We start from the raw sequence: 24390 nt of genomic DNA on the forward strand, positions 1-24390 counted from the left end.
CCGAGCCCGCGGCTCCGCCCGCCCGAACCGGCCCGCGACCCGCTCATGCAAGGTATCCAGCTCATCTATCACCAGATCGGTAACCACCCGACCATGATCAACTACCTGTCAAGCAAGTGCCGTTGCAGTACTAGCCGACGCCGGCGACAGCGCCGGCGGCAACCTTGCGGCAGCCGTCACCCTACTCGCGCGCGAACACAGCCGACCGGCCCTGGTGGCGTAGCTGCTCGTATACCCGAACACCGACTTTCGCGGCGAGACCGACTCAGTGCACGAGAACGACGACCCCGCGTTCTTCAACCCGCAGTCGGTGGCGTGGTACTGGGGTCACTACCTCACCGACCCCCAGCACGGCTACGACCCCCTCGCGTCACTGATCTTCGCCGAACACCTCGACGGCCTACCACCAGCACTAATCATCACCGCTGAGTACGACCCGCTCCGTGACGAGGGCGAACAGTACGCAGACCGGTTGCGCAACGCGGGCGTCGACGCACGAACCTCCCGCTACGAAGGCATGGTGCACGGATTCTTCACCATGTCCGGCCTACTCGATACCAGCGCCGGGCGATCTCCGAAGCATCGGCGCACCTGCGCGACCACCTCACGTGACAGTGGCACCATGCCGGGCCCGGCGCAACCAGAAGACGTCGACGTCGAGAACGACTCAGCAGGCCGCATGGACGACGCCGCTGGCTACCGGATCGCCACCGACGGGCGGGGGAGGTCGAGGGTGTCGGTCTGGGTCATGGCGTCGGCGACGATCTGGTCGTCGTTGGTGGTCCAGCGGCGCAGGATTCCCTGGTGGGGTTGCCGGCCCCGTCCGACCAGGTCGGCGACGGTCACTCCTTCGGGCGTGATCAGGCTCTGGGGTAGCAGCCCGAGCACCTTGGCGACCTCGCGGGTCGGTCGCGAGCTGATGATCTGGCCGTCGAGCAGCACGGCGCCGGCCTGCGGCCGCAGCAGGCGTGCCATGCCGCGCAGCAGGGTCGACTTGCCGCAGGCGTTGGCGCCGACGATCGCGGTGATCTTCCCGTCCGCGATGTCGGTGGTGAGGCCCTCGACGACGGTGGGTCCGCCCCGTGTGCCGTACGACAAGGTGATGTCGTTGACCTCCAGGCGGGACATCAGGTTCTCCTCGCGGAGCTGAGTGTGGCCAACAGCCATAGCAGGATGGGGGCGCCGAATGCGCCGGTGACGACGCCGACGGGGAAGTTGACGTCCTCGATCAGGTAGGCGCCGAGGTGGTCGGCGACGAGGACGATGACAGACCCGACGAGTCCGGCAGCGAGCAGCGTGGTGCGTCCGGCGTTGAGGGCGCGGGCGATCGGCCCGGACAGGAACGCGACGAAGGCGATCGGCCCGGCGGCGGCGACGGCCACGGCGACCAAGAGCGCGCCGACCGCCATCAGCAGGTCGGTGTGTCGTTCCGGGATGCCGAGCCCGGCGGCGGTGTCCGGGCCGAGTTCGGTGCTGCGCAGCGACCCGGCGAGCAGCGCCGTGAGCACCAGCAGCACGACCAGAGTGAGGGCGAGGATGCGGATGGTGGGCCAGTCGGCTTCGTTGAGGCTTCCGGTGAGCCAGCGCAAGGCGGCCTGGGCGTCGTAGATGTCGGCGCGGGTGAACAGGTACTGGATGGTCGACTGCAGGGCGGCGGCGATGGCGATGCCCATGACGACGAGCCGCATGCCGCGGGCGCTGCCGCCGATCAGGCGGATCAGCCCGGCGACCAGCAGCGCGCCAGCGACTGCGATGACGGAGAGTTCGGCGCCTTGCGTGTCGAGGACGAGGATCCCGAAGACACCTGCGGCGCTGGCTCCGTAGCTGACGCCGATGATGTCGGGGCTAGCCAGTGGGTTGCGCAGCGTTGCCTGGAAGATGGCGCCGCCGACGCCGAACGCGAATCCGACGAACGTTCCGAGCACCGCTCGGGGCAGCTTGCTCTCCATCAGGATGAAGGTCGCGCCGGGGATCTGCTCGCCGCCGATGATGCGGATCGCGTCCGGGATCGTGATCGTGTAGTCGCCCAGCAGAGTACGGGCCAGGAACGCACCGACCACCGCGACCACGAGCCCACACACGACCAGGCAGTAGCGGCGGGCCGGGCGGCGGCGAGCCGCCCGCACCACGTCCGCGGAGTCGAGCACGACGTCGTGGGTCATCACATCCGCCTGCCGCGCAGCAGCAGGAGCACCAGAACCGGGCAACAGAGGACGCCGGTCATGACGCCGACCTGGATCTCGGTGGGCGGCCAGATCACCCGACCGACCACGTCCGCGGCCAAGGTGAGCACAGCACCGAAACCGAAGCACAACGGCAGCAAGGTGGCATGCCGGGCCGGTATGATCCGCCGCACCATGTGCGGCACCGCGAGCCCGACGAACGCGATCGGCCCAGCCAGCGCAGTAGCCGTCGCCGCGAGCAGCACCGCACCCGCCGCGATCACCGTGCGGTCCAGCCACACCTTGCGACCGAGACCGGCGGCCAGATCCTCCCCCAGCGCATAGGCGTCGAGTGCTCGCACCGACAGCAGCGCGAGCACGATCCCGGCGATGAAGAACGGCATGCAGATCGCCACGGCGTCGTAGCCACGGCCGCCGATGGTGCCGACCTGCCAGACCCGGAACGTCTCGAAGGTCCGACGGTCCTGCAGCAACATGGCCCGTGATGGTCGCGCCGTGCTCATCGAGAGCTGGTCGAGCATGGCGGTCCAGCCAGGTCAGTGCTCTGCAGACGGTCTCATCGACGTCGATGAGCGGGTACGAGGTCAGCTAGCAGACGGTTCGCCGATCCTCGCAACGGGATCGCTGACCTGCTCGATGTTGCCTCCTCGACCAGCGCATCGACGACGTCGACCGCGCTATGACCGACCTACGCCACCTCCGTCACGTATGATTGAACGGTCAACGACAGGCGCCTGCGTGGACAAGGAGTCGACGATGACCGTTCCGGCAACTGGAGCAGACCTGACCGGCGACTACGACCTGGACGTGGCACATACTCGGCTGGGCTTCGTCGCTCGGCATGCGATGGTGACGAAGGTGCGCGGCTCGTTCCGCGAGTTCGAGGGCCACCTGCACATCGACACCGCCGATCCCACGAAGTCCACCGGCACGTTGCGGATCGTTACTGCCAGCATCGACACCGGCGTCGAGCAGCGGGACGAACACCTGCGCAGCAACGATTTCTTCGACATGCCCAGCTATCCCGAGATCACGTTCGTCAGCACCGGGATCGAACACGTCGAGGCGGACACGTACCAGGTGACGGGCGACCTGACGATCAAGGACACCACCAAAGCGGTGGTCTTCGACGTCGAGTTCACCGGATCCGCCGTGGACCCGATGGGTAACCATCGGCTCGGCTTCGAGGCGACCGCGACCGTGAACCGCAAGGATTGGGGCATCACCTGGAACGCGCCGCTGGAGGCAGGCGGGGTGTTGGTGAGCGACAAGATCACCCTCGACATCGACATCTCGGCGATCCAACGCCTGCCGGCCGGTTGACGCTTCCTATTTCACCGATCGGACATCCCGCGCGACGGTCGATCTCGAGTTGCTCGTCGGGATGACGTCGCCCGCGGAGCGTCAGCAACGCGACCTTTGCCGCGGGCGCGGCGCTCGTGGTCGCTGCCCTGCGGCTACGCAAGTGTCCGCGGAGATCGTTAGTGGGTAGCCAGCCGATGCGCTTCGTTACAGGTCAGCGAGCCTCAGCAGTCAGGGTCTAACGATCTCCTTGGTAGCTCGTGGCTTGGGGGCCGCGTGGGTGGTTCAGGCCGGTCTCGTAGGCGAAGATCACTGCTTGGACGCGGTCGCGGAGGTCGAGCTTCATCAGGATCCGCTTGACATGGGTTCTGATCGTCGACTCTTCGACGAGGAGCGCGGCGGCGATCTCTTTGTTCGACAAGCCTCGGGCGATGAGCTGGAGGACCTCTCGCTCTCGCGGGGTCAACTCGTCGAGTCCGGTCTGGTCGGTGAGCTCGGGTGTGGGTTGCTGGGCCATGCGGTCGATCACGCGTCGGGTGACCGACGGGGACAGCAGCGAGTCGCCTGCGGCGATGATGTGGACCGCGGCGATCAGCTCCTCGGGTCGGGTGCGTTTGAGCAGGAACCCGGAGGCGCCGGCCCGTAGGGCGCCGAAGACGTAGTCGTCTTGTTCGAAGGTGGTGAGGATCAGGACTCTGGTGGCTGGGGCGGTCTGCGACAGCTCGCGGGTGGCAGCGATCCCGTCGAGGTCGGGCATGCGCACGTCCATCAGTACGACATCGGGCGCGAGCCGGCGGGTTCGTTCGACGGCCTCTCGCCCGGTCGAGGCCTCGCCGACGATGTCGATGGTGGGGTCGTTGGAGAGCAACTCGGCGAGTCCGGCACGCATCAGGTCGTCGTCGACGACGATCAGGACCCGCGTCACGAGCGGAGACTTCCGTCCGGAATCCGGGCGTGAATGCGGAACGCTCCGTCGATGCGCTCGGCGTTCAGGGTGCCGTTGAGCAGCGTGGCGCGTTCACGCATGCCGATCAGCCCCTGCCCGCCGCCGGCGCGCGGCGCATTACCGGCGCGCACCGGGTTGGTGATGGTGAGCCCGACCGCTGCGTCGTCGAACGCGAGCTGGATTCGAGCGGGACCCACTCCGTGGCGGGCCGCGTTGGTGAGCGCCTCTTGGAGGATCCGGTAGGCGGCCTGGTCGGCGGTGGCGCTCAGCGGTCGCGGTGTGCCTGAGACGTCGAGGTTGACCTTGAGGCCCGCGGACGCGTGGCGTGCTATCAGGGTGTCCAGTGAGGCGAGGCCGGCCGGAGCCTCGACGGCGTCGGTCGCCGTGCCCTGGCGGAGGGTGCCGACGATCTGGTCGATTTCCTCGGCCGTTTGCCGGGCCAGGTCCTCGACCGCCTCCAGCGTGACGAGCGAGCGATCGGGGTTCTGGTGGTGGCGCAGCCGGGCTGCGCCGGCGCGGACGGCGATCACGTTGATCGCGTGGCCGGCGGAGTCGTGTAGATCGCGGGCGATCCGGGCGCGTTCCTCGGCGATGGCGAGCAGCCGCTCGCGCTCGGCGTCCCGCTCGTTGCGCTCGGCTCGTTTCCTGAGGTCTGCGATCCGCTCGCGGCGCAGGCGGGTGCGCTCGCCCGCGAACCAGGCGACGGCCCAGGCCAGACCGGTGTGGGACAGCTCGTACATCGGGAACGCCGCGCGTGCGACGGCAGCGGCGCCCAGATAGACCACGAACAGGCCGACGACAGTGACGGTGGTCCGCCGCGCCCACGGAACGTCCGGCGCGCGGCTCGCAGCAAGCAGGTAGAGGGCGACCGCGGGCCCGGGTAGCAGGTCGGCCGGGTAGCCAAGGCCCGCCAGCAGCACTCCGGCCGCCGCGGTCACCGCCAGCACGCCGAGCGGGAAACGCCGCCCGACGGTGAGCGGCACCGCTGTGCACACCACCAGCACGACGCCAGTCAGGTCGAACTGGTCCAGATCGGGGCGGGTGGGGTCGACGCCGCCGTGTCGAAGCAGGGCAAGCGAGCCGGCGAGCACGACGACCGCGATCGCGACGTCGATGAGTGTTCCCGAATTGGGCCGGGTCGCGAAGAGTCGTTGTGCGGTGTGGCCGTCGATGACCTCACCCCCAGAGCGTATCTCCGGGCAGGCCACGGGGAGTCCCCCAGGCGGATGATCCGTATCCACGGGATGGGGACACGCAAGGTCCCCCCGCAGGGCGTTTCACCTTGATCGGTGCCGCCGTAGCTTTGGCGGCGCAGGTTCATCGAAAGGGAGATCGGATGCTGATCGCAGGGGCCAGGGTGGCGACCGACCGCTCCAGCCGGTACCTCGTCCAACTCTGCCGGCACATCGACCAGGTGGCGCGAACGAATCCCCAGATGCGGGCACACGCCCGATGGTCCGATGACCACGGCCTGCTCGACTTCGGCTGGGCTCGATGCTCGTTGCGCGCTGACCAGGATGCCCTGGTCCTGCGCGCTGAGGCTGACGACGAGGAAGGCCCTGCGCGAGCTGGAACGGCGTATCGCTGAACGTGTCGAGCAGATCGGGAGACGGGACGGGTTGACGGTGACCTGGACGCCGCTTCAAGGGGCCACGGGGCATACACCGCGACAACCGCACAACGCGCCACCACCACCGGGAGCCATGCATGAATGACCGGTACGACCGCGAGTCGTCACCCGGTATTCCACGCTGGGTGAAGATCGCCGGCATCGTAGCCCTCCTGGTGGCCGTACTTGTCATCGTCGCGATGCTGATTTTCGGCGGTGATCATGGTCCGCGCCGCCACAGCGGCGAGCCGTCTTTCCCGATTCCGTCTGTGGAGGTATGACACCGTGGAGCACGCGATCCAGGTCAGCGACGTCGTCAAGGCCTACCGGGTCGCCGATGGCGACGTGGTCGCGGTCGACCATCTCAGCCTCGCCGTCGCGGCCGGGGAGTTCGTCGCGATCGTCGGCCGGTCCGGCAGCGGCAAGACGACATTGCTGAACATGCTGGCCGGGATCGACCGGCCCACCTCAGGGAAAGTGCTCGCGGCCGGCGCGGACCTCGGGTCGTTGTCGGAGTCCGGGCTGGCCGCCTGGCGGGGTGACAACGTGGGGCTGGTGTTTCAGTTCTTCCAGCTGCTGCCCACGCTGACCGTGGCAGAGAACGTGATGCTGCCGATGGACTTCACCAAGAAGATCCCGTCCGGCGAGCGCCGCGAACGAGCCGAGCGGTTGCTGGACCGCGTCGGTATCGGGGACCAGGCCGGCAAGCTGCCCGCCACCTTGTCCGGGGGGCAGCAACAACGGGCGGCGATCGCCCGCGCGCTGGCGAATGATCCGCCGCTGTTACTGGCGGACGAGCCGACCGGCAACCTCGACTCGCATACGGCCGAGGCGGTGCTGGAGCTGTTCGCCGACCTGAACGCGGACGGGCGGACCATCGTGGTCGTCACCCACGAACGTGATGTCCGTGCGGTCGCCGGTCGGCAGGTGACCCTGATGGACGGCAAGGTCGTCGAGGACGACGGCGTTGCGGCGGGGGTGCGCTCGTGATGAGCCTGCTCGCTGTCAAGCTGTGTCGGTACCTGCGGGCGACCTGGTCGCGGCTGCTGCTGATGGTGATCGCGATCGCGGTCAGCCTGACCGTGTTCGGCGCGGTGCTGCTGGCCTGGAGCGCCATCGACCGGGAGACCGAGCGGGCGTACCTGACCACCGAGCCGGCGTCGGCGACTATCCGGTTCGGCCGGGGTGTCGACGCCGAGGAGATGGCGGAGATCGCGGCCGACGCGGGCAGCCGGCCGGGCGTCCTCCGCGCCGCCGGGCGCACCCAGTTCAGCAGCGAGGTCCAGGTCAACGGCCAGCAGCGGAACATCCCCATGCAGGTGTTCGTCGCTGCGCCGGGCGACTAACTGAGTATGGCGAAGTTCTTCCCGCGGCAACGCGCCTGGCCGCCGGCGGCCGGGGAAGTCTTCATCCGCGCCGACTCGCGCGCGCTCCTGGACGTGGCGGTCGGTGACACTGTGACCGTCGAGTCGCCGGATGGAGAACCGGTCCGGCTGCGGGTGACCGACACCGTCTACGACCCCAGCCTCGCGCCCGCAGGCCAGCAGCAGACCGCACAGGCCTACCTGTCGAGTGCGTCGTTGGCCGCGCTGGGAGAGCCGGATGTGCTGGACCAGTTGAAGATCCAGGTCGCCGACCCGGGGCAGACGTCGCCGAGCCGAGACCGGGACGCCATCGTCGCGGTCGCCAGCGATGTCGGCGAGTGGCTGCAGCGCGAGTACGGCCTGGCGATCCGCGAGATCCAGGTGCCCGAGCCGTACGCGCACCCCCACCAGGGGCAGGCCGACGCCCTACTCAGCGCGCTACTCATCGGGGCGGCGGCGGCCTTGCTGCTGTCCACGATCCTGGTCGCCACCATGCTCAACAATGTGTTCACCCAGCAGATCCCGCAGATCGGCATCATGAAGGCGATCGGCGCCGGTTCCGGCCGCATCGGGGGCCTGTACCTGGCGATGACGCTGGTGGTGGCCGCGGCGGCGACCCTGCTGGCGCTGCCGCTAGCCGTCCTGATCGGCCGCGCCTTCGCCCCCGGCGTCTTCGGATTCCTGGGCATTGAAGCCGCTAGCGTCGCGGCAGCCTGGTGGACCTACCTGATCGTGCTGGCCGATGGCCTCGTGCTGCCGGTGGCGATGGCGCTGGTCCCGCTGGTCAGGACCAGCCGCACCACGGTGCGGGCGGCGATCGACCACCATGGCGGTACCTCGAAGCCGAGCGCGGCCGCCGGTGTGCTGACCCGGCTGAGCCGGATCCGCCGCCTGGACCGCGGCCTGCTCATGGCGCTGCGCAACACCGTCCGGCGGCCCGCCCGCTTCCTGCTCTCGGTGAGCCTGCTGGCCGGAGCCGGCATGATGTTCGTCGCGGGCATGTCCGCCCGCGACGGCACCGCGGCGGTCGCCGAGGAAGCCAGCCAGGCGCTGCGATGGGACGTCGTGGTGCAACTCGGCACCGCGACCTCGACGGAGGCGCTCGCCCCGCTCATCGAACGGGTGCCCGGCGTCGACCGGGTCGAGGGTTGGACCATGGCGTCGGCCGGAGTCTCCGGGCCGGGGCGGCTGCCGCTGTCCCGTACCTATCCCGACCAGGGCCACGGCGGCGTCTTCGTGACCGCCATCCCCGCTGACACCACCATGCAAGCGCCCCCACGCTACGCGATGGCCGCTGGCTGAAACCCGGCGAGACCACGGCGATCGTGCTCAGCCAGGTGACCCTGAAGAACACCGATTTCGACGTCCAGGCCGGCGACAGGGTCGAGCTGTTCCTCGACGGGGAGTCCACCACCTGGCGGGTCGTGGGCATTACCGAAGAACGGGGCGAGGCCGGCGGGGCCTATGTGACCACCAAGGGCCTCGCCAAAGCCCTGGTCCAGCCGCAGTGGTCGAACACGCTGCGCATCGCCACCGACCGCCACGACGAGCCGACTCGCGAAGCCGTCGCCACAGCGGTCAACAAGACCCTCACCGACGCCGGTGTCGAGGTGAAGTCGGCGGAATCGGTCGGCAAGCAGGAAGCCGCCACCGGGGGGCACCTTGATCCCATCCTGGTGATCCTGCTAGCGACCGCCCTGCCCCTGGGGGTCATCGGCCTCATCGGCCTGGCCTCCACGATGGGCGCCAACATCCTGGACCGCACCAGAGAGTTCGGTGTCATGCACGCCATCGGGGCCCGCCCCAAAGCCGTGCGCCGCATCGCCGTCGCCGAAGGCGTGTTCATCGCCGTCGCCAGTTGCCTGCTGGCGATCATCCCCGCACTCGCAGCGACCGCGGCCGTCGGCGCCCTACTCGGCGACCTCTTCTTCGCCGCGCCGCTGCCGTTCCGGATCTCCTGGCTCGCCATCGGCATCTGGACCGCGCTGGTCGTCCTTGGCGCCATCCTCGCCACCGACGCGGCGGCGACCCGCGCCTCCCGCCTCACCGTCCGCGAAGCCCTCGCGTACCTCTAGGAGATACACCCCCATGAAACGACGCAGGATGCTGACCCTGGCAGCCACGCTGGCAATCGTCACCACCGCGTGCACCGACGGCAACGGCCCGACTGCCCGCTACCCCGCAGCCCCCGACGATGAGGCGAACCGCGAGCCCACCCTCACGGTCTACTCACGCGAACGGGACGTCGCCGAGCCGCTATTCGACCAGTTCGAACGGCAGACCGGGATCAAGGTCCGGACCCGGTGGGGAGACCCGGTCGACCTCGCCGAGCAGATCATCGAAGACGGCACCGACTCGCCCGCCGACGTCTTCTACGCACCGATGTCCGACGCCCTCGGGGCGCTGAGCGCCGCCGGACGACTGGCCAAGCTCTCCGACCAGCAGCTCAGCCGCGTACCCCAGGCATACCGGTCACCCGACGGCACCTGGGTCGGGACCACCAGCCGAGCACACGTCGTGTTCTACAACACCGACAAGCTCAGCGAGGACGACCTGCCCGACTCGATCCTCGGATTCGCCGACCCCGCCTGGCGTGGCCGCATCGCCTGGGACCCCACCAGCCGCTCACTGCAAGACGCCGTCACCGGACTACACCAGATCAACGGTGAAGACACGGCCCGCACGTGGCTCGACGGCATCCAAGCCAACGAACCCGCCGCGTTCCGCGGCGCCCGCCCGGTCGTCGACGCCGTCGCGGCAGGCGAGATCGCCGACGTCGGCTTCGGCAGCCACTACTACCTCTACGACATGCAAGCCGACGGCGACGCGACCAACGTCGCCGCCAAATTCTACCCCGGCAACCCCGCCGGGCTACTCAACGTCGCCGGCATCGGCATCCTCAACGACACCGACAACAAGCCCGCCGCCAGCGCCCTCGTCGACTTCATGCTCTCCAAGACAGCCCAACGCGTCTACACCTACGAGATCCCCCTCGTCAAGGGAACAACGCCGCCCAAAGGCATCCCGACGGCCGACGAGTTGACCATTCCCGGACTCGACCAACGGATGCTCGAGGAACTGGGCGACGCCCGCCGGCTGCTCACCGACGCCGGAGTCCTCGAATGACACCCCCACTCGCCTCATCGCGCCCGCACCGGTCGCTGCTCACTTCCGGCGGGGCCCATGGCCAGGCTCAACGGCGACGAGCCACGCCCGGATGCCATTCGGGTCGGTGGTGACGTCGATCGTCGACGGTTCGATCGAGTCGACCACCCGGTGCCAGCGGTGCGATCGCGGACATCGAAGACATGGAAGAGCCCGCAGTCCAGGACGGTGTCGAACGTCACGGGCGCCACGACACCGAGCTCGCCGCGTTCCTCCACCGAGACGAGCACCTCACCTCGGCGCGGCAGCGGCTCAAGGAGCTGATCCGCCCTGCTGGTCGAGTGCGCCCGGACTGGCGACGTACGAGACGACATCCCGCCCGACGAGCTCGCGAGCTATTGCCTCCATGCCCTCGCTGCGGCGTCTGACGTGCGATCCAAGGCGGCGGTGCACCGGCTCGTCGCGGTCACGCTTGCGGGGTTGCGCTCGACGCGCTCCTCGGACACCCACGCCGTGACGTGAAGGCGGGAGCAGGTGACGTGAACCTCCGACCCGCCGTTTACGTACTAACGCGTATAGGAGTGGTGAGTCGAGGGGGCGGTGGTTGCGGGTGCCGACGAACGGCGATGCCGCGGGTGATCGCTACGTCCACTTCGATGCCGCGTACGTTCTCGGTACCCTCTCCGGCGCGGATCGCCGCGACTACGAGCGGCACCTCGCAACCTGCAGGCGATGTCGCGACGCCGTGCGTGAGCTCGCCGGCCTACCGGGATTGCTGGCGAAGACTCCCCTCGAAGGCGTGCCGCCGAACGCACCCCATCCGCCAGAGCCACTGTTGCCACGCCTCCTCGACCGGGTCAACCTGGACCGCCGTCGACGTCGTCGAGTCACTGCGGCTGCCTGGGTGACCGCGGCTGTCGCCGCGTGCCTCGCGGTCGTCATGGCGGTGACCATGCGTCCGGACACGAGCCGCCCGGCCGCGGCGCCAACAGTGACCATGAGCGCATCGCGTGGTGCGCCCATCGAGGGCACGGTGCGTCTGGAGAACGTGCCGTGGGGCACTCGCATCACCGTGTGGTGCAGCTATGCAGCAGGTCCCGATTCGATCTCGTACGCAATCGTCGCCGTCGACCGTGACGGTAAGGCGTCGCAGGTAGGGACCTGGCGAGCGCGACCGGGACGTACCTACGAGATCGTCGGGGCAACGGCGCTGGAGCGTTCCGAGGTGGCTGCGGTCGAGGTGCGAACGAGCAACGGCGTCACCGTCCTTACCTGGACACGGTAGGTGCAGGTCCGAAGACACCGTGAAACGGCTCGACTACCGGCCGCACACGTCTGCGCAATTTCTAAGCTCCTTCGGAGGTTGACGTGACCTTGCCGTGACCCTCGTCTAGGGTGGTGGACGCCCTATGAGACGCCCCGAACGCCCTCTTCGCCTGTTCGCCGCCGCCGTGGCGGTGGTCGCGAGCCTGCTTGCGAGCAGCTCCGCCTTCGCTGCGCCGTCAGCGAACGGGCGTGTGGTGTCCGATGCCAATACCGGGACGGCGGTAGCCAAGGGTGCCCGGGCCGGGGACAAGGGTCAGGACCCGGACGAGCTTCGGGAACGACTTGCTGAGGTCGTCGATGCCTACAAGAAGAGCGAGGACCGGCTCGGTCTACTGCAGAAGCGCACCACGAAGGTGACCAAGGAGGTCGCCGCGACGAAGAGCCGGCTGTCGCGGGTGCGGGCGCGACTCGCTGAAATAGCACGGATGACATATATCAACGGTGGTGTCGACAACACTGTGCTCGCGCTGCTCCAGGAGGGCGGGCCGGTCGAGGTAGCCCAGCGGATGACGACCATGGCAGTCCTCAGCAGCGCCGACGATGTCACACTGAAGGACGCCGCACGCGAGCGGCGGCAGCTGCGTCGCCAACTTGCCGACCTGAACACTGTCAAGAAGCGGGCGGTGACGGAGAAGGCACGACTGAAAGCCAAGCGCGCGAAGCTGAACGCCGCCTTGCGGGAGGCGGCCAGGCGCGCCGAAGAGCAGGCGACTCGGTCCCGCGTCAGCGGACAATTTGCCTGTCCGGTGGGCAGCCCGTACACGATGATGAACACGTTCGGCGCTCCCCGCGGTGGTGGCCGCAGCCACGAGGGTACCGACATCGCGGCGCCCAAGAGCACCCCGATCTATGCGGTGGAGGGCGGCACCATCGACCGGGCCTACTCCAACACCCTTGGTGGTATCGCGCTCATCCTTGCCGGCGACAGCGGCGACTCGTACTACTACGCGCACCAGGAGGTCAACACCGTTCGCACCGGTCAGCGGGTCGAGGCGGGGCAACTGGTCGCGCGGGTCGGTATGACCGGTGACGCCCAGGGGACGATCTACCACCTGCACTTCGAACGATGGCCGAACGGTGGGACCGCGGTCGACCCCTGGCCGTTCCTCTACCCGTTGTGCGGCGAGAAGGGCTAAGGGGCCGAGCACGACGCTCGGTCACTCATCGGGCGCGAACGTGTAGGTAGGAAGTCTCACCTCGGCGTCGGCGGCGCCGTAGACCAAGACGATCTGCCGACGAGGCTTCAGCTCGATCGCCGCCGGGTTCCCCTTGACCTGCTTGCCGTTGACGTAGGCGCGGAGCGTCTTGTCACCGCTCACCTCGAGCCCGCCGATGCCGCCGTCGTCGAGTCGGACCTCCCAGGTGCGGAACAGCTGACCGAGGATGTATCGCTTGCCCACTGTCGGTGCCTCGATGTGGATGAGCCCACCGGCGTCGTGGGTATGCAGCTCCGACATCGCGGTTGAGCTGACGCCGATGTTCCCCGGCACCTGCAATGGTTCGCCATCGACGAGGATGTCCAGGTGGGCATGGAAGTGCTTGGCCAGGCCCTCCATCTCCGAGACGTCCAGCCCGGCGGCACGTGCGGCGGAGAGCGGGTCCGGGGGAAGCGGCCACGGTGGCTGGCCGGTGCCGACGCTGGCCATCGGGGTGGGCAACCCGTCGGCGACGGCGGCCTCGTCGTCGCGGAAAACAGTCGCCCAGGTGACGACGGCGACGAGCAACACGACGACCAGGCCGGCTGCGCCGAAGAGCGCGACCCGGGCGCGGCGCCGTTTGCGTGCCCGTTCAGCGAGCTGGGCCGCGAGCTGCTCCCGTGCCTGTCGCTTCTGGTTCTTCTTCGAGGCCACGGCTCCCCTTTCACGTTCGCCGACCCGCAAAACCTAACCTACTTAGGAGCGAGCACGTGTGGTGCCCGGGGTGAGCACGAAAGGATGCACACGCACTCGCCGATCACGTTCCGTTCAACAAGAAGTTACTTACAGTGATGTAGAGTACGGCTCGTGGCCGAAGGCACCCCTTCCCGTCTGACGCGACCCCGCGCCCTCGTGGTGGTCGTGCTGGGCGTGCTGGGCCTGGTTCTCTCGGCCCACCTGGTCTCGTGCCCGAACCACACCCATCTCGTGGGGTCCGACCCCGGCGACGCGACGCATACTCACCTGGCACTCGCTGAGGCCCACGAAACGGACGGCCAAGGCCTCGACCTCGAGCATGTGGCCGACTGCGTCGACGACACCGGGCACGACCTGTTCGGCGCAGTTCGCATCCAGCAGGCACTGACCGGGGCATCGACTATCGGCCTGTCAGCCGACGAGCTCGCCCCCGCATACGCGGATCCGGGCAGGGGACGTCCTCGGCCTGTCGACCCATTACTCGAGCCGGGACGCCGGCATCTGTTCGGCGTCCGCCTGTTGACCGCGTTCTGCGTGTTTCGTATCTGATCAGCACAACCGCGGGCCCGCGCTGGCCGCCGCCATGCCGCCTGCGCGGTCTCGCCTGCTCGACGTCCGTCGTCTCGCTGTGCTGTCAGAAAGGACACGATGAACAGGACCGCCCTGCGCGATCCCGCCGAAGCACGACCGATCTCCCCCAGCCGACTCGCTGCCGCGGCGACCTGCCACTCGTTGGCGAGTGTCGTCGGCAACACACCCGTCCTCTGGGTACCCGACATTCATGCGCCGAACGAGCACGGGTTCTGGGCCAAGCTCGAAGGGTTCAACCCCGGCGGGATCAAGGACCGTGCCGCATTGCACATGGTCGACAAGGCACGACAACGCGGACAGTTGCGGCCCGGCGCGGCGATCGTCGAGTCCACCAGCGGCACACTCGGCCTAGGCCTCACCCTCGCCGGGACCGTCTACGACCACCCGGTGACACTGGTGACCGATCCCGGCATGGAACCGCTGATGCACCAACTGTTGCGGGCCTACGGCGCGCGTGTCGAAATGGTGACCACCCCGCACCCGACGGGCGGTTGGCAGGAGGCCCGCCGCCAACGCGTGCACGAGGTACTGGCCGAGCTGCCCGACGCGTACTGTCCCGACCAGTACCACAACCCGGACAACGTCGCGGCATACGAGGGGCTGGCGCTGGAGTTGGCGAGCCAGCTCGGGCCGATCGACGTGCTGGTGTGCAGTGTCGGTACCGGCGGACACAGCGCGGGTGTCTCGAGGGTGCTCCGTGCGCTGTACCCCGATATGCGGCTGGTCGGCGTCGACACCGTTGGTTCGACGATCTTCGGGCAGCCGGCGCGGCCGCGTCTGATGCGCGGGCTGGGCAGCAGTATCCATCCGCGCAACGTGGCGTATGCCGCGTTCGACGAGGTGCACTGGGTGGCTACAAGTGAGGCTGTGTGGGCGTGTCGAACGATGGCTGCCGCGCGGTATGCCACCGGCGGGTGGAGTGTCGGCGCGGTCGCGCTGGTCGCGTCCTGGCTGGCTCGTACGGCGGCCAAGGACGTGCGCATCGCGGCGATCTTCCCCGACGGTCCGCAGCGGTACTTCGACACTGTCTACAGCGACGCCTACTGCGCCGAGCAAGGGTTGCTCGGCGCGGTCCCCGCACCCGAGCCCGAGGAGATCGGGCGCTCGGACGAGCGTGAGGTGACCCGCTGGACCCGGTGTACGACGATCGTCGATCCCGTCACAGCCGAGGAGCACGTTCGGGACGGGCGGACGCCGGCGTGCGGGCGACCTTGAGGCAGGCGCGGTCGTTCGACCGCCCGATCCAGCTGTTGTTCGCCAACCAGCTCACCATCAACACCGGCTTCTACATGCTGATGCCCTACCTGGCCAACCACCTCTCCGGCGGGCTGGGACTCGCGGCATGGACGGTAGGACTGATCCTGGGGGTGCGCAACTTCAGCCAGCAGGGCATGTTCCTCATCGGCGGCACGCTGGCTGACCGGCTGGGGTACAAGCCGATGATCCTCGCTGGTCTCGCCTTGCGCAGCGCGGGGTTCGCGCTGCTCGGCTTCAGTAGCTCGCTGCCGGTGCTGCTCGTCGCGTCGGCGATGACCGGACTCGCGGGGGCATTGTTCAACCCGGCGGTCCGTGCGTACGTCGCCTGCGACGCCGGCGACCGGAAGGTGGAGGCGTTCTCGGTCTTCAACGTCTTCTACCAGCTCGGCATCGTGCTCGGCCCATTGGTCGGGCTCGTACTGACCGGAATCTCGTTCCAACTTATGTGCGCTGTCGCGGCCGGGTTGTTCACGATCCTCGGCATCCTGCAGGCGCGTGCGCTGCCCGCGCGGCACGGGGAACGTGCGAACCCGGAAAGCTCCGTGCTCAGAGACTGGCGACAGATCCTCGCCAACAAGGCGTTCCTGCTCTTCTCGTTGGTGATGGTCGGCTCGTATGTCCTGAACTTCCAGGTCTACCTCGGTCTGCCGCTGGAGGTCCGCCGCGTCACCGGCGGGGAGCTCGGCGTCACCGCGCTCTTCGTCGTCTCCGCTGCGATCACTGTCGCCGGGCAGGTGCGCGTGACGAGCTGGGTGAAGAACCGGTGGACACCGAGTCAGGCGATCGCCCGTGGGCTCGCGCTGATGGCCGTGGCGTTCGTTCCTCTTGCAGTGGCCGGAGATCTCGTGCCGCAATACACGAGCACCCAGTCGGCGTGGTACCTCCACGCCTGGTGGTACGCCGTGGCGATGACACCCGTACTCGCGTCGACGGTGCTGCTGGCGTTCGGCGTGATGGTCGTCTACCCGTTCGAGATGGCCACCATCGTGCGGCTGGCAGGTGACCAGACGGTCGGCACGTACTACGGCTTCTACAGCACCCTGTCCGGCATCGGGATCGCCGTCGGGAACCTGCTCGCGGGCGCTGCCTTCGACGCCGGCCGCGAGTTGGGTGTCCCCGGCCTGCCCTGGCTGCTGCTCATCGGCGTCGGTGCAGCGTGCGCCCTGACCTTGTACGTCCTCGACCGATCAGGGCGGCTGGCAGAGCCAGCTGTCCACAACCGGGAGACGCCGGCACTGACCCGATCGTGAACACGACCCCACTCTTGACGTATGCCGCCACCGCTGATACCCCTAGGGGGTATTGATTTTGGGAGGTGTGTCATGCCTGGCTCACGAATACACGCGGCGACGTTCCCCTCCTCGGATGAGGATCCCCCCGCCGCTACCACCGCCGAGAACGCGGTGGCAGCTGTGCTGGGGCTATGGGTGGTGGCGGCGGTGTACGCCGATGGCTGGGCGCATCTGAACCGGCCGGACCTGGAGAGCTTCTTCACGCCGTGGCACGGCGCGCTGTACGCCGGCTTCACCCTGCTGGCCGGATGGGTCGGCTGGCTCGACTGGCGACGCCGGCACGAAACTCGGTCGTGGCAGCGGGCACTCCCCGCCGGCTACGGGTTCGCGGCGCTGGGTGTGCTGATCTTCATCGTCGGCGGGGTCGCAGACATGCTCTGGCACGTCGTGTTCGGCGTCGAGGCCGGGTTGGACGCGTTGGTGAGTCCGACGCACCTGATGCTGCTGGTCGGCGGCATGCTCCTCCTCGCCAGTCCCGTACGAGCCGTGCTCCTGTCGGGGTCGGCGCGGATGTGGCCCGCCGTTGTAGCGCTCGCTTCCACCGCGGCACTGGCCGGGTTCTTCCTCAGCTATGTGTCGGTGTTCGTCGAACCGTTAGCGACCGAGCCGTTGACCACGATCCCGGAAGGGACGCCCGGCCACCGGCAGGCCGAGTCGCCGGCGATTGTGGGGCTTGCCGGCTATCTCGTGACCACTGCCGTCCTCGTGATCCCACTGCTCGTCATGGCGCGGCGCCGTCGGCTCCCGGCAGGCACGGTCACCGTGGTGGTCGCTGTCGTCGCCGTCACCGGTGCGGCCCTCGCGGAGTTCCGCTACGGTTTGGCGGCACTGGCGGCCGTGGTCGGAGCAGCCGTGGTCGACCTCGTCCGAGCGCGCATGCAGCGCCTCGACCTGCGGGGGCTGGCAGTGCTCGTGCCGGCGTTCGTCTGGCCCGCTCAACTCGCGGGACTTGCGATCACCGAGGGGGTACGGTGGCCGGTCGAGCTCTGGTTTGGCGTCGTCGGCCTGACTGCGCTCGCCGCGTCCGTCCTCGGCGGCCTCGCCCGCCAGTCACCGACCATTACGGGGTAGGGGTATCAGGGCGACATCTAGTGGCGGACACGTACTTCATCGAAGTGCCGAGGATCGAGGAGGGAGTTATCGGATGGCTGTGGCGACATCTGAGGTCGAGGGCATGACCTGCGGGCACTGTCCCCGCTTTGGTCCGGCCTTGCCGTGCCCGCTACCGTTGGCTCTCGCTGAATGAAGGGGGCCACTGGCATGGACAGCTATGGCCCCGCGGTCGCCGTGCTCGTGTTGACGGTTGGCGTGGTGGCGTTGGTGTACGCCGTGAGCTTGCTGGTCACGGTGCATCGCCAGCCGTTGTCGGCCGACGAGTTCCTCAGTGGATCGGCGCCTGTGGTGCACGCGGTCTCTCGGTATCACGTGCGGTGGTACACCGTGACACTGATCTTCTTGGCCTTCGACATGGAGATGGTCTTCATGTACCCGTGGGCGGTGGTCTTCGCCGACGTCGGTCTCGTGGCGTTGGTGGAGATGTTCTGTCCCGCGTCAGACTTTGTGGCAGGACGGTTGAGTCAGTCCTGAAGGAGAGTCCGACACATGGGAAGACCAGACAGCCGGAGCCGGCACGCCAGGTTCTGGGAGACGCACAAGGGGGCGGGTGGCCGGACTCGGCCTGACGATGCGATCGACAACGACACGAGCCTCGCCGACTTCATCGCCGGATGGGGCGGGATCAACGACGTCGAGTGGGTCACGGTGACGTATGCGGTGATCGGGTTGACGAATTTCGGTGAGCGACCTGGGCCGAGCGCACGTTTGGCCGAGGTCTTGGGTCCGTCGGTGAGCGAGGCCGAGGCGCTGGCGAAGCAGTGGAGCTGGCCGGGAACACGGGTCGAAGACGGGCTCATCTCCGTTGACGCCGAACGTGCAAAATCGGCTACCAGGCGCCACGTGCAGGTCGGTGACCGTCGGTTCGGCGTGACCGGTTGCGCGCCCGACATCTTGCAGTACGCGCCTCTGGTCCGCCCGTCCCTGCATCTGGAGGATACCTGCGCGGCGACCGGAACACCCATCCTGATCGTGTTCACCCCAAGTCGTGTCGAGCGTGTCGACCCCAGTAGCACCGTGTTGGTGATGCCCCACCCGCGGGAGCTTGTCCCGGCCGAGGCGGACGGCGCCGTCGAGGAGGTCGACGCCAATCTATGCGTGCAGATGCCCCTCTTCTCCTCTGCCGCGGCGGCTGCAGGATGGTTGGCTGATCATCCCGGCGGCCGTGTCTTTCCCATCAGGGAGGCGTGGGACCTGAGCCTATTTCGAGACTGGCGGGACAGGATCTCGGCCCTCCTGAACCTCGACGACTGATCACAGACCCAGAGATCGTCAAGCGCGGATCGAGGCCGACTGGCCGGCGACCCCACACAGCTCCAACGGAGGTACACGTGTCAGCAAACACGGGGGCGAGGGCCGAGTTCGATCTCCCCCAGATCGACCGGCTCCTCACCACGACGCGCGCGGTGCGCCAGCGACTCGATCTCGCGCGTCCCGTTGAACCGGAGGTGATCCAGGAGTGCATCCGGATCGCCATCCAGGCGCCCACCGGGGGTGGGTACACCCAGCAGTGGCGCTGGCTGGTCGTCACCGACCCCGTCAAACGCGCCCGGCTGGCGGAACTCTATCGCGACACCATGCGGAAGAACGGACCGCCGTCCCGGCTCGAGGATGATCCTCGCGTGGCTCAGATCGCGAACGAGATGGGCACCACGCCCGAGCGAGTGGCGCGCAGCATCCACTCTGGGGTCCATTTCGCGGACCGGCTCCAGGACGTGCCCGTCCATGTGATTCCTTGCGTCCGCCGATCGCCATCGGACTCCGACACCTTCGAGGTGGCCACCATGTACGGTTCGATCCTTCCCGCCGTCTGGAGCTTCCAACTCGCGCTGCGTGCTCGGGGCCTGGGCACCGTGCTCACCACCATGCATCTGCCGCACGAACTAGAGGCTGCCGCGCTGCTCGACATTCCCGACGACGTCATCCAGGTCGGGCTGATCCCGGTGGCCTACTACACCGGCCGGGATTTCAGACCGGCGGTACGGCGCCCAGCCGAGGAGATCACCTACTGGAACACTTGGCAGGCCACCCGCAAAGATGGTTAGCAATACGTGGTGTGGTGCACGCCGGACGCCCTGGGGATCCCTCAGCGGACGGTCCCTGGTTGGGTTGACTCGGTACCTGGGTGCCGGGGAGGGTGTGGTTCATCAAGCGCGCACAGGAGCGTGACTTCACGCCTCGACGAAGTGGAATCTCTGTTCGAGCTGATGGCCGGTGGACCTGACGACTGCGACCAGGTCCGCCACCTCGCCCTCGGACGCATCGCTTGGCTGGACGCATGAATCGCCAACCTGCAAGCGATGCGGGACTCACCGGACCAGCTCGTTGGCACCTGCCACCGTCCCCGCGCGGCGCGCCAGACGCGGCCACCTCCGCCGGCAGGCTCGGTCGCCCGGTCGAACTGGGGAACAGATCCTCGAACAACGACGCCGGGAACCGCCCCGCGATGCTCGGCCAAGAATGCGAACACCGACCCCGCCGGAACCAGATGCCCGACCAGCGCGGCCGCGTCCATCGACTCACGATCAACCCGCGACGAACCCGGCCAACCAAGCTCAGCCCAGACCAACACGCTTCAGCAGAGTCCTAGCCGGCTTCCATGAGACGCCCGAAGAGGTGCTCGGCGGCCTCGACCGCCTCGGGCTGGGTGAGGGTTTCTCCGCCGGTGCCAGGGTGGGCGCGGAGGTAGCTGGCGGCGGTGTCGGGGCCGGTGTGGAAGTTGATGTGCGGGCAGCTACAGTCCGCGGCCGCGGCCTCCGGGCCGGTGATATCAGCGCGGGCCAGGCCGGCGGCGAGCACGACGGTGGTGGCGGGCCGCCAGGTCCAGCGCCCGTTGTCGCGGGTCACGGTGATCGCCTCGCCGGTGATCGGGTCGGTGGAGGCAATCACCGCGTCGGCGCCGAGCATGCCGGGGATACCAAGGGCGTCCAGCGCGCACATCGCGTACACGTCGACGCCGGTGGCCAGGCGCACCCGATGCCGGGTCGCGGCGGCGGAGAACGGATACGCCGCGGTGACGGTCCCGGTGACCGGGTCGGCGGCGACCAGGTCCATGACGGTGAGCGCCTCCAAGCCCACGGCCCGGTCGATGCCGGCCGCTGCGGCGTGCCCGGCCACCACCGCACGGTCCGGTGGTGCCCCGCGGGCCGCGAAGTCAGCCAGGATGCGCCGGTGCAGCTCCTGCACCGGCGCAGGGAGCACGGCGCGGCGTGCGGTGATCCCGCCTGCGGGTAGGCCCAGCCGGGCCAGCCGCTCGCCGATCGTAGGCACCGGCCGCGTGGTCATCCGCGGACTCCTTCCACGCCGGGTGCGCGGCTGTTCAACGGCGGGCAGATCTCGCGCCGCGCGGTCGCAGATGGTGGCCATGGTCGCCGGCCGCGCCTGGCGAGCGAGCCCGTGGTGTGCATGCCTGCAGTGTCAACCCCGTACGCAGTGCGGGGTCAAGTCACCGACGCCTGTCGGGACCTGTGGTGATGCCCGCACCTCGGGTGTCAGCAACATGGGGTTGGTGCAGCAGTGTCGAGCAGCCCGTCGATCAACGGCCGACCCAGCCGATACGCGTCGGCGACCGGGAGCACGGTCATCCCCGGATGCTTGGCCACCCAGTCCCCGGCCGCTGCTGCGGTGGCGAAGAAGTGCACCTGGTTGCAGAATGCGGCCCGCACCGAGTCGCACCGCTGCTCGGGGACGACGAGGGAGACCACCGCGGTGGCCGGGTCGAGGCGGGTGATCCCGGCTGTCGGGTCCACGGTGAGTCGGACGGGTGCGCCGGTGGCGTGACACGGCGACTCGATGTCGGCGGGCTGGTCGATGATCGCGGGGAAGATGAGGGTGTCCAGGGCGCACCAGGTGTAGAGCGGGTGACCGGCGACGGTGAACCGGTGTGGGGTGGGCGGCAGGGTGATGCCGTAGCCGATGATGCGGCCGGCGTGGTCGTACTCGGTGTCGGGCCAGCCTGCGACGGCCTGCCGCACCTCGGCGGGCGGTCGACCGGCGGCGGTGGCCAGGTCGTCGAGGGCGACGGGTGCGCCGCGGGCCAGCAGCCGTAGCAGCGGCCGGTAGAGCCCGGGTACCGTGCGGGCGCCGCTGACCTGTGCCACTGCGACCGCGATCTGCTCGGCCAACTGGTCGAGGTTCTCAGCCACGACGGGCCTCCTTTCAGGTAACGGGATGGGTGGTCAGGAGGCGCAGCAGGACAGTTTCGCGACGTCGCGGGTGAAGGTCTGCGCGGCGAGTTTGAGTCCTTCGGCCATGGTCAGGTACGGCGACCACAGCTCGGCGACCTGGCTGGTGGTCATCTGGTTGGCGATCACGTATACGCCGGCGGCGATCACCTCCCCGGCGGCCGCGGCGATCGCGGAGATGCCGACGATCCGGCCGGTGCCTTGTTCGGCGACGATCTTGATCAGGCCGCGGGTGTCGCGGTTGACCAGCGCGCGGGGCACGTATTCCAGTGGCAGTACCCGGAATTCACAGGCCAGGCTCTGCTCGATGGCTTGGGCGTCGGTCAGGCCGACCGCGGCGATGTTGGGGGTGGTGAAGGTGACCCGCGGCAGGTGGTGGTAGTCCAGGGTGCGGCCGGCGTGGTCGAAGGCGTTGTCGGCGACCAGGCTGCCGTGCGCGCCGGCGATGTAGACGAACTGCGGGTGGCCGGTGACGTCGCCGGCCGCCCAGATCCGCGGGTTATGCGTGCGCAGGTGCTCGTCGACGACCACCTCACCGCGCGGCCCGGTCTTCACCCCCACCGTGTCCAGGTCGAGCCCGGCAGTGACCGGGCGGCGCCCGGTGGCCACCAGCAGCTGCTCGGCCCGCGCCGTCACGGCACCGTCGTTGTCGGTGTCGGCGGTGGTGCCGGTGAGGGTGTAGCCGGACTCGTCGCGCTCGACCGCGGTGAGGTTCGTGGCAGTGTGCACGGTGATGCCCTCGTCGGCGAACACCCCGGCGATCACGTCGCTGATCTCGGGCTCCTCCAGGGGTGCCAGCCGGTCGAGCACCTCGACCACGGTGACCTGGGTGCCGAGCCGGGCGAACAGCTGCGCCATCTCCAATCCGATGTAGTTCCCGCCCACGACGACCAGGGATGCCGGCAGCGCGTCGAGTTCCAGTGCGGTGGTGGAGGTCAGGTAACCGGCATCGGCCAGCCCCGGGATGGGTGGCGCGGTCGGGGTGGAGCCGGTGGCGATCAGGTAGTGCTCAGCCTCCAGCCGCTGCGTCGACCCGTCGTCGAGGCTGATCTCGAGCGCGGGGCCGTCGGTGAACCGGGCCCGGCCGGTCAGGATCGGCCAGTCGTACTCGGCGGCCAGGTCGACGTACTTGTCCGCGCGCAGTTGCTCGACCAGGCCGGCCTTACCGGCGATCAGCGTCGCCATGTCCACCGGACCTGCCTCGGTGCGGATCCCGGGGAACGCCTGCCGATCGGCGACGTGGCGGGCCTCGGCGGCGGCCAGCAGTGCCTTGGACGGCACACAGCCGGTGTTCACACACGTCCCGCCGACGGTGCCCTGTTCGATCATCACCACCGTCTTGTCCTTGCGGCGGGCGGCGATCGCCGCGGCGAACGCGGCGCCGCCGGAGCCGATGACCGCGAGGTCGGCGTGGACCGTCTCGTGCTGCTGAACCACTTCGCCCCCAGATTCGTGTGTACGGATACGCGCACACTACACTAGTATTCGTTCATCCGGATACATCTCTAATCCGGCGGGGAGGTCGTACACATGGCACCGTCACGGGCACGCTCGGCTGGGCTCCTGCCGGTTGAGGCGAACGGGGTGGAGGTGGTCGCGAAGTTCTTCCGCGCCCTCGGCGACCCCGCCCGACTGCGGCTGCTGGAGTTCCTCGCCGACGACGAGCACACCGTCAGCGACTGCGTCGCCCACATCGGCCTGTCCCAGGGCCGAGTGTCGACCCACCTGGCCTGTCTGGCGGACTGCGGCTATGTGCAGGTCCGCCGCGAGGGCCGCTACGCGCACTACCGGGTCGCCGACCCGCGTGTGGCCGAGCTGGTGCTGTTGGCCCGGTCGCTGGCCGCGGACAACGCCGCCGCGCTGGCCGACTGCATGCGCATCGACACCCCCCAGGCAACGACCCGGAAGGGAGCACGCCGATGAGCAAGTCCTCGGGCGGGCCCGGCTGGCTCGGGGGTATCGGGCTGGCCGCGGCGATGGTGCTCTGCTGCGCCGTCCCGCTGCTCATCGCCGGCGGCGCGCTCGGCGTCCTCGGCGGACTGCTGCGCAGCTGGTGGCTGATCGGGCTCGCGGCCGTGCTCGTCGTCGGCGTCATCGCGTGGCGGGTGCGTCGGAGTACCACACGCGGACAGGCCGGAGATGACTGTTGCCCACCGCAGCGGTCTGATCCCCGAACCGACGTCGACGCTTCGCAGTTCCCCACCGGCTACCGCAAGGAGAACTGAC

General features: G+C 68.7%; 27 protein-coding genes and 3 pseudogenes. 21 read left to right on the top strand and 9 right to left on the bottom strand.

The genetic code is table 11. The features are described 5' to 3' along the window. The first annotated feature begins 124 nt into the window (after positions 1-124). Both GEV07_14265 and GEV07_14270 read left to right on the top strand, forming a co-directional pair. Positions 125-223, top strand: a pseudogene (locus GEV07_14265) (alpha/beta hydrolase fold domain-containing protein). Next, positions 224-535 (top strand): annotated as a pseudogene (locus tag GEV07_14270) (alpha/beta hydrolase fold domain-containing protein). Here GEV07_14270 and GEV07_14275 read toward each other — a convergent pair. From GEV07_14275 to GEV07_14285, 3 genes and pseudogenes are all read right to left on the bottom strand, one after another. Beyond that, positions 534-1128: pseudogene (locus GEV07_14275) on the bottom strand (ATP-binding cassette domain-containing protein). The pseudogenes GEV07_14270 and GEV07_14275 sit on opposite strands and share 2 nt — an antisense overlap. Beyond that, on the bottom strand, positions 1128-2162 hold the full coding sequence (locus GEV07_14280; GenBank protein MQA03830.1) for an iron chelate uptake ABC transporter family permease subunit: 1035 nt from the start codon (positions 2160-2162) through the stop codon (positions 1128-1130). Before GEV07_14280 ends, GEV07_14275 begins: the two are co-directional and overlap by 1 nt. Further along, positions 2162-2704 (bottom strand): iron chelate uptake ABC transporter family permease subunit, encoded by a 543-nt coding sequence (locus GEV07_14285; protein ID MQA03831.1) that lies wholly within the window; start codon positions 2702-2704, stop codon positions 2162-2164. Before GEV07_14285 ends, GEV07_14280 begins: the two co-directional genes overlap by 1 nt. A 235-nt stretch (positions 2705-2939) precedes the next feature. Between GEV07_14285 and GEV07_14290 the strand changes: the two genes are divergently transcribed. Further along, positions 2940-3506 (top strand): polyisoprenoid-binding protein, encoded by a 567-nt coding sequence (locus GEV07_14290; GenBank protein ID MQA03832.1) that lies wholly within the window; start codon positions 2940-2942, stop codon positions 3504-3506. A gap of 217 nt (positions 3507-3723) precedes the next feature. On the opposite strand, the gene GEV07_14295 is transcribed toward GEV07_14290, so the two are convergent. Together GEV07_14295 and GEV07_14300 are read right to left on the bottom strand one after the other, a co-directional pair. Continuing rightward, positions 3724-4410: a response regulator gene (locus tag GEV07_14295; protein ID MQA03833.1), complete on the bottom strand. Its 687-nt coding sequence runs from the start codon at positions 4408-4410 to the stop codon at positions 3724-3726. Continuing rightward, a complete protein-coding gene (locus GEV07_14300) occupies positions 4407-5639 on the bottom strand; it encodes a histidine kinase (protein ID MQA03834.1) in 1233 nt (410 codons plus the stop codon). Before GEV07_14300 ends, GEV07_14295 begins: the two co-directional genes overlap by 4 nt. A 128-nt stretch (positions 5640-5767) precedes the next feature. Between GEV07_14300 and GEV07_14305 the strand changes: the two genes are divergently transcribed. From GEV07_14305 to GEV07_14345, 9 genes are all read left to right on the top strand, one after another. Further along, a complete protein-coding gene (locus tag GEV07_14305; protein MQA03835.1) occupies positions 5768-6019 on the top strand; it encodes a DUF2218 domain-containing protein in 252 nt (83 codons plus the stop codon). Positions 6020-6138: 119 nt separating this feature from the next. Next, entirely contained in the window at positions 6139-6321 is a 183-nt protein-coding gene (locus GEV07_14310; protein ID MQA03836.1) for a hypothetical protein, read from the top strand. After that, positions 6263-7030, top strand: a complete 768-nt coding sequence (locus GEV07_14315; protein MQA03837.1) for an ATP-binding cassette domain-containing protein — start codon at positions 6263-6265, stop codon at positions 7028-7030. The genes GEV07_14310 and GEV07_14315 overlap by 59 nt, the downstream gene beginning before the upstream one ends. Further along, the gene (locus tag GEV07_14320) at positions 7030-7386 is read left to right on the top strand and encodes a hypothetical protein (GenBank protein ID MQA03838.1); all 357 of its coding nucleotides are present in this window, start codon (positions 7030-7032) and stop codon (positions 7384-7386) included. The genes GEV07_14315 and GEV07_14320 overlap by 1 nt, the downstream gene beginning before the upstream one ends. 6 nt (positions 7387-7392) lie before the next feature. Then, positions 7393-8706, top strand: a complete 1314-nt coding sequence (locus GEV07_14325; protein ID MQA03839.1) for an FtsX-like permease family protein — start codon at positions 7393-7395, stop codon at positions 8704-8706. Between the two features lie 35 nt (positions 8707-8741). Then, positions 8742-9479 carry an FtsX-like permease family protein gene (locus tag GEV07_14330; GenBank protein MQA03840.1) on the top strand — a complete coding sequence of 246 codons (738 nt, stop codon included), beginning with the start codon at positions 8742-8744 and terminating at the stop codon, positions 9477-9479. A gap of 13 nt (positions 9480-9492) precedes the next feature. After that, positions 9493-10530 carry an extracellular solute-binding protein gene (locus GEV07_14335; GenBank protein ID MQA03841.1) on the top strand — a complete coding sequence of 346 codons (1038 nt, stop codon included), beginning with the start codon at positions 9493-9495 and terminating at the stop codon, positions 10528-10530. A 583-nt stretch (positions 10531-11113) separates the two neighbouring features. Then, positions 11114-11794, top strand: coding sequence for an anti-sigma factor (locus tag GEV07_14340; GenBank protein ID MQA03842.1), 681 nt, complete (start codon positions 11114-11116; stop codon positions 11792-11794). A 124-nt stretch (positions 11795-11918) separates the two neighbouring features. After that, the gene (locus GEV07_14345) at positions 11919-12971 is read left to right on the top strand and encodes a peptidoglycan DD-metalloendopeptidase family protein (GenBank protein ID MQA03843.1); all 1053 of its coding nucleotides are present in this window, start codon (positions 11919-11921) and stop codon (positions 12969-12971) included. A 21-nt stretch (positions 12972-12992) separates the two neighbouring features. Here the strand turns inward: GEV07_14345 and GEV07_14350 are convergent, their stop codons facing one another. After that, a complete protein-coding gene (locus GEV07_14350; protein MQA03844.1) occupies positions 12993-13685 on the bottom strand; it encodes a hypothetical protein in 693 nt (230 codons plus the stop codon). A 153-nt stretch (positions 13686-13838) separates the two neighbouring features. On the opposite strand from GEV07_14350, the gene GEV07_14355 reads away from it, so the two are divergent. The 7 genes from GEV07_14355 to GEV07_14385 all read left to right on the top strand — a co-directional run bounded on the left by GEV07_14355 (position 13839) and on the right by GEV07_14385 (position 20025). Then, positions 13839-14276, top strand: a complete 438-nt coding sequence (locus GEV07_14355; GenBank protein MQA03845.1) for a hypothetical protein — start codon at positions 13839-13841, stop codon at positions 14274-14276. Positions 14277-14375: 99 nt separating this feature from the next. Continuing rightward, entirely contained in the window at positions 14376-15533 is a 1158-nt protein-coding gene (locus tag GEV07_14360) for a pyridoxal-phosphate dependent enzyme (GenBank protein ID MQA03846.1), read from the top strand. After that, positions 15518-16825 (top strand): MFS transporter, encoded by a 1308-nt coding sequence (locus GEV07_14365; protein ID MQA03847.1) that lies wholly within the window; start codon positions 15518-15520, stop codon positions 16823-16825. Before GEV07_14360 ends, GEV07_14365 begins: the two co-directional genes overlap by 16 nt. A gap of 153 nt (positions 16826-16978) precedes the next feature. Beyond that, positions 16979-17938, top strand: a complete 960-nt coding sequence (locus GEV07_14370; protein MQA03848.1) for a hypothetical protein — start codon at positions 16979-16981, stop codon at positions 17936-17938. A gap of 189 nt (positions 17939-18127) precedes the next feature. Beyond that, complete coding sequence (locus GEV07_14375) at positions 18128-18454, top strand: NADH-quinone oxidoreductase subunit A (GenBank protein ID MQA03849.1); 327 nt, start codon at positions 18128-18130, stop codon at positions 18452-18454. Positions 18455-18469: 15 nt separating this feature from the next. Next, entirely contained in the window at positions 18470-19234 is a 765-nt protein-coding gene (locus GEV07_14380) for a hypothetical protein (GenBank protein MQA03850.1), read from the top strand. Positions 19235-19356: 122 nt separating this feature from the next. Next, on the top strand, positions 19357-20025 hold the full coding sequence (locus tag GEV07_14385; protein ID MQA03851.1) for a nitroreductase: 669 nt from the start codon (positions 19357-19359) through the stop codon (positions 20023-20025). 541 nt (positions 20026-20566) lie between these two features. Here the strand turns inward: GEV07_14385 and GEV07_14390 are convergent. The 3 genes from GEV07_14390 to merA all read right to left on the bottom strand — a co-directional run bounded on the left by GEV07_14390 (position 20567) and on the right by merA (position 23601). Then, a complete protein-coding gene (locus tag GEV07_14390) occupies positions 20567-21346 on the bottom strand; it encodes an alkylmercury lyase (protein MQA03852.1) in 780 nt (259 codons plus the stop codon). Positions 21347-21471: 125 nt separating this feature from the next. Continuing rightward, on the bottom strand, positions 21472-22125 hold the full coding sequence (merB, locus tag GEV07_14395; protein MQA03853.1) for an organomercurial lyase MerB: 654 nt from the start codon (positions 22123-22125) through the stop codon (positions 21472-21474). A 33-nt stretch (positions 22126-22158) separates the two neighbouring features. Then, positions 22159-23601 carry a mercury(II) reductase gene (gene merA, locus GEV07_14400; GenBank protein ID MQA03854.1) on the bottom strand — a complete coding sequence of 481 codons (1443 nt, stop codon included), beginning with the start codon at positions 23599-23601 and terminating at the stop codon, positions 22159-22161. A gap of 93 nt (positions 23602-23694) precedes the next feature. Between merA and GEV07_14405 the strand changes: the two genes are divergently transcribed. Next, positions 23695-24087, top strand: coding sequence for a metalloregulator ArsR/SmtB family transcription factor (locus GEV07_14405; GenBank protein MQA03855.1), 393 nt, complete (start codon positions 23695-23697; stop codon positions 24085-24087). 53 nt (positions 24088-24140) lie between these two features. Continuing rightward, positions 24141-24389, top strand: coding sequence for a hypothetical protein (locus tag GEV07_14410; GenBank protein MQA03856.1), 249 nt, complete (start codon positions 24141-24143; stop codon positions 24387-24389). Position 24390: the final 1 nt, after the last annotated feature.

This window comes from Streptosporangiales bacterium, from assembly GCA_009379825.1.
Classification (GTDB): Bacteria; Actinomycetota; Actinomycetes; order Streptosporangiales; family WHST01; genus WHST01.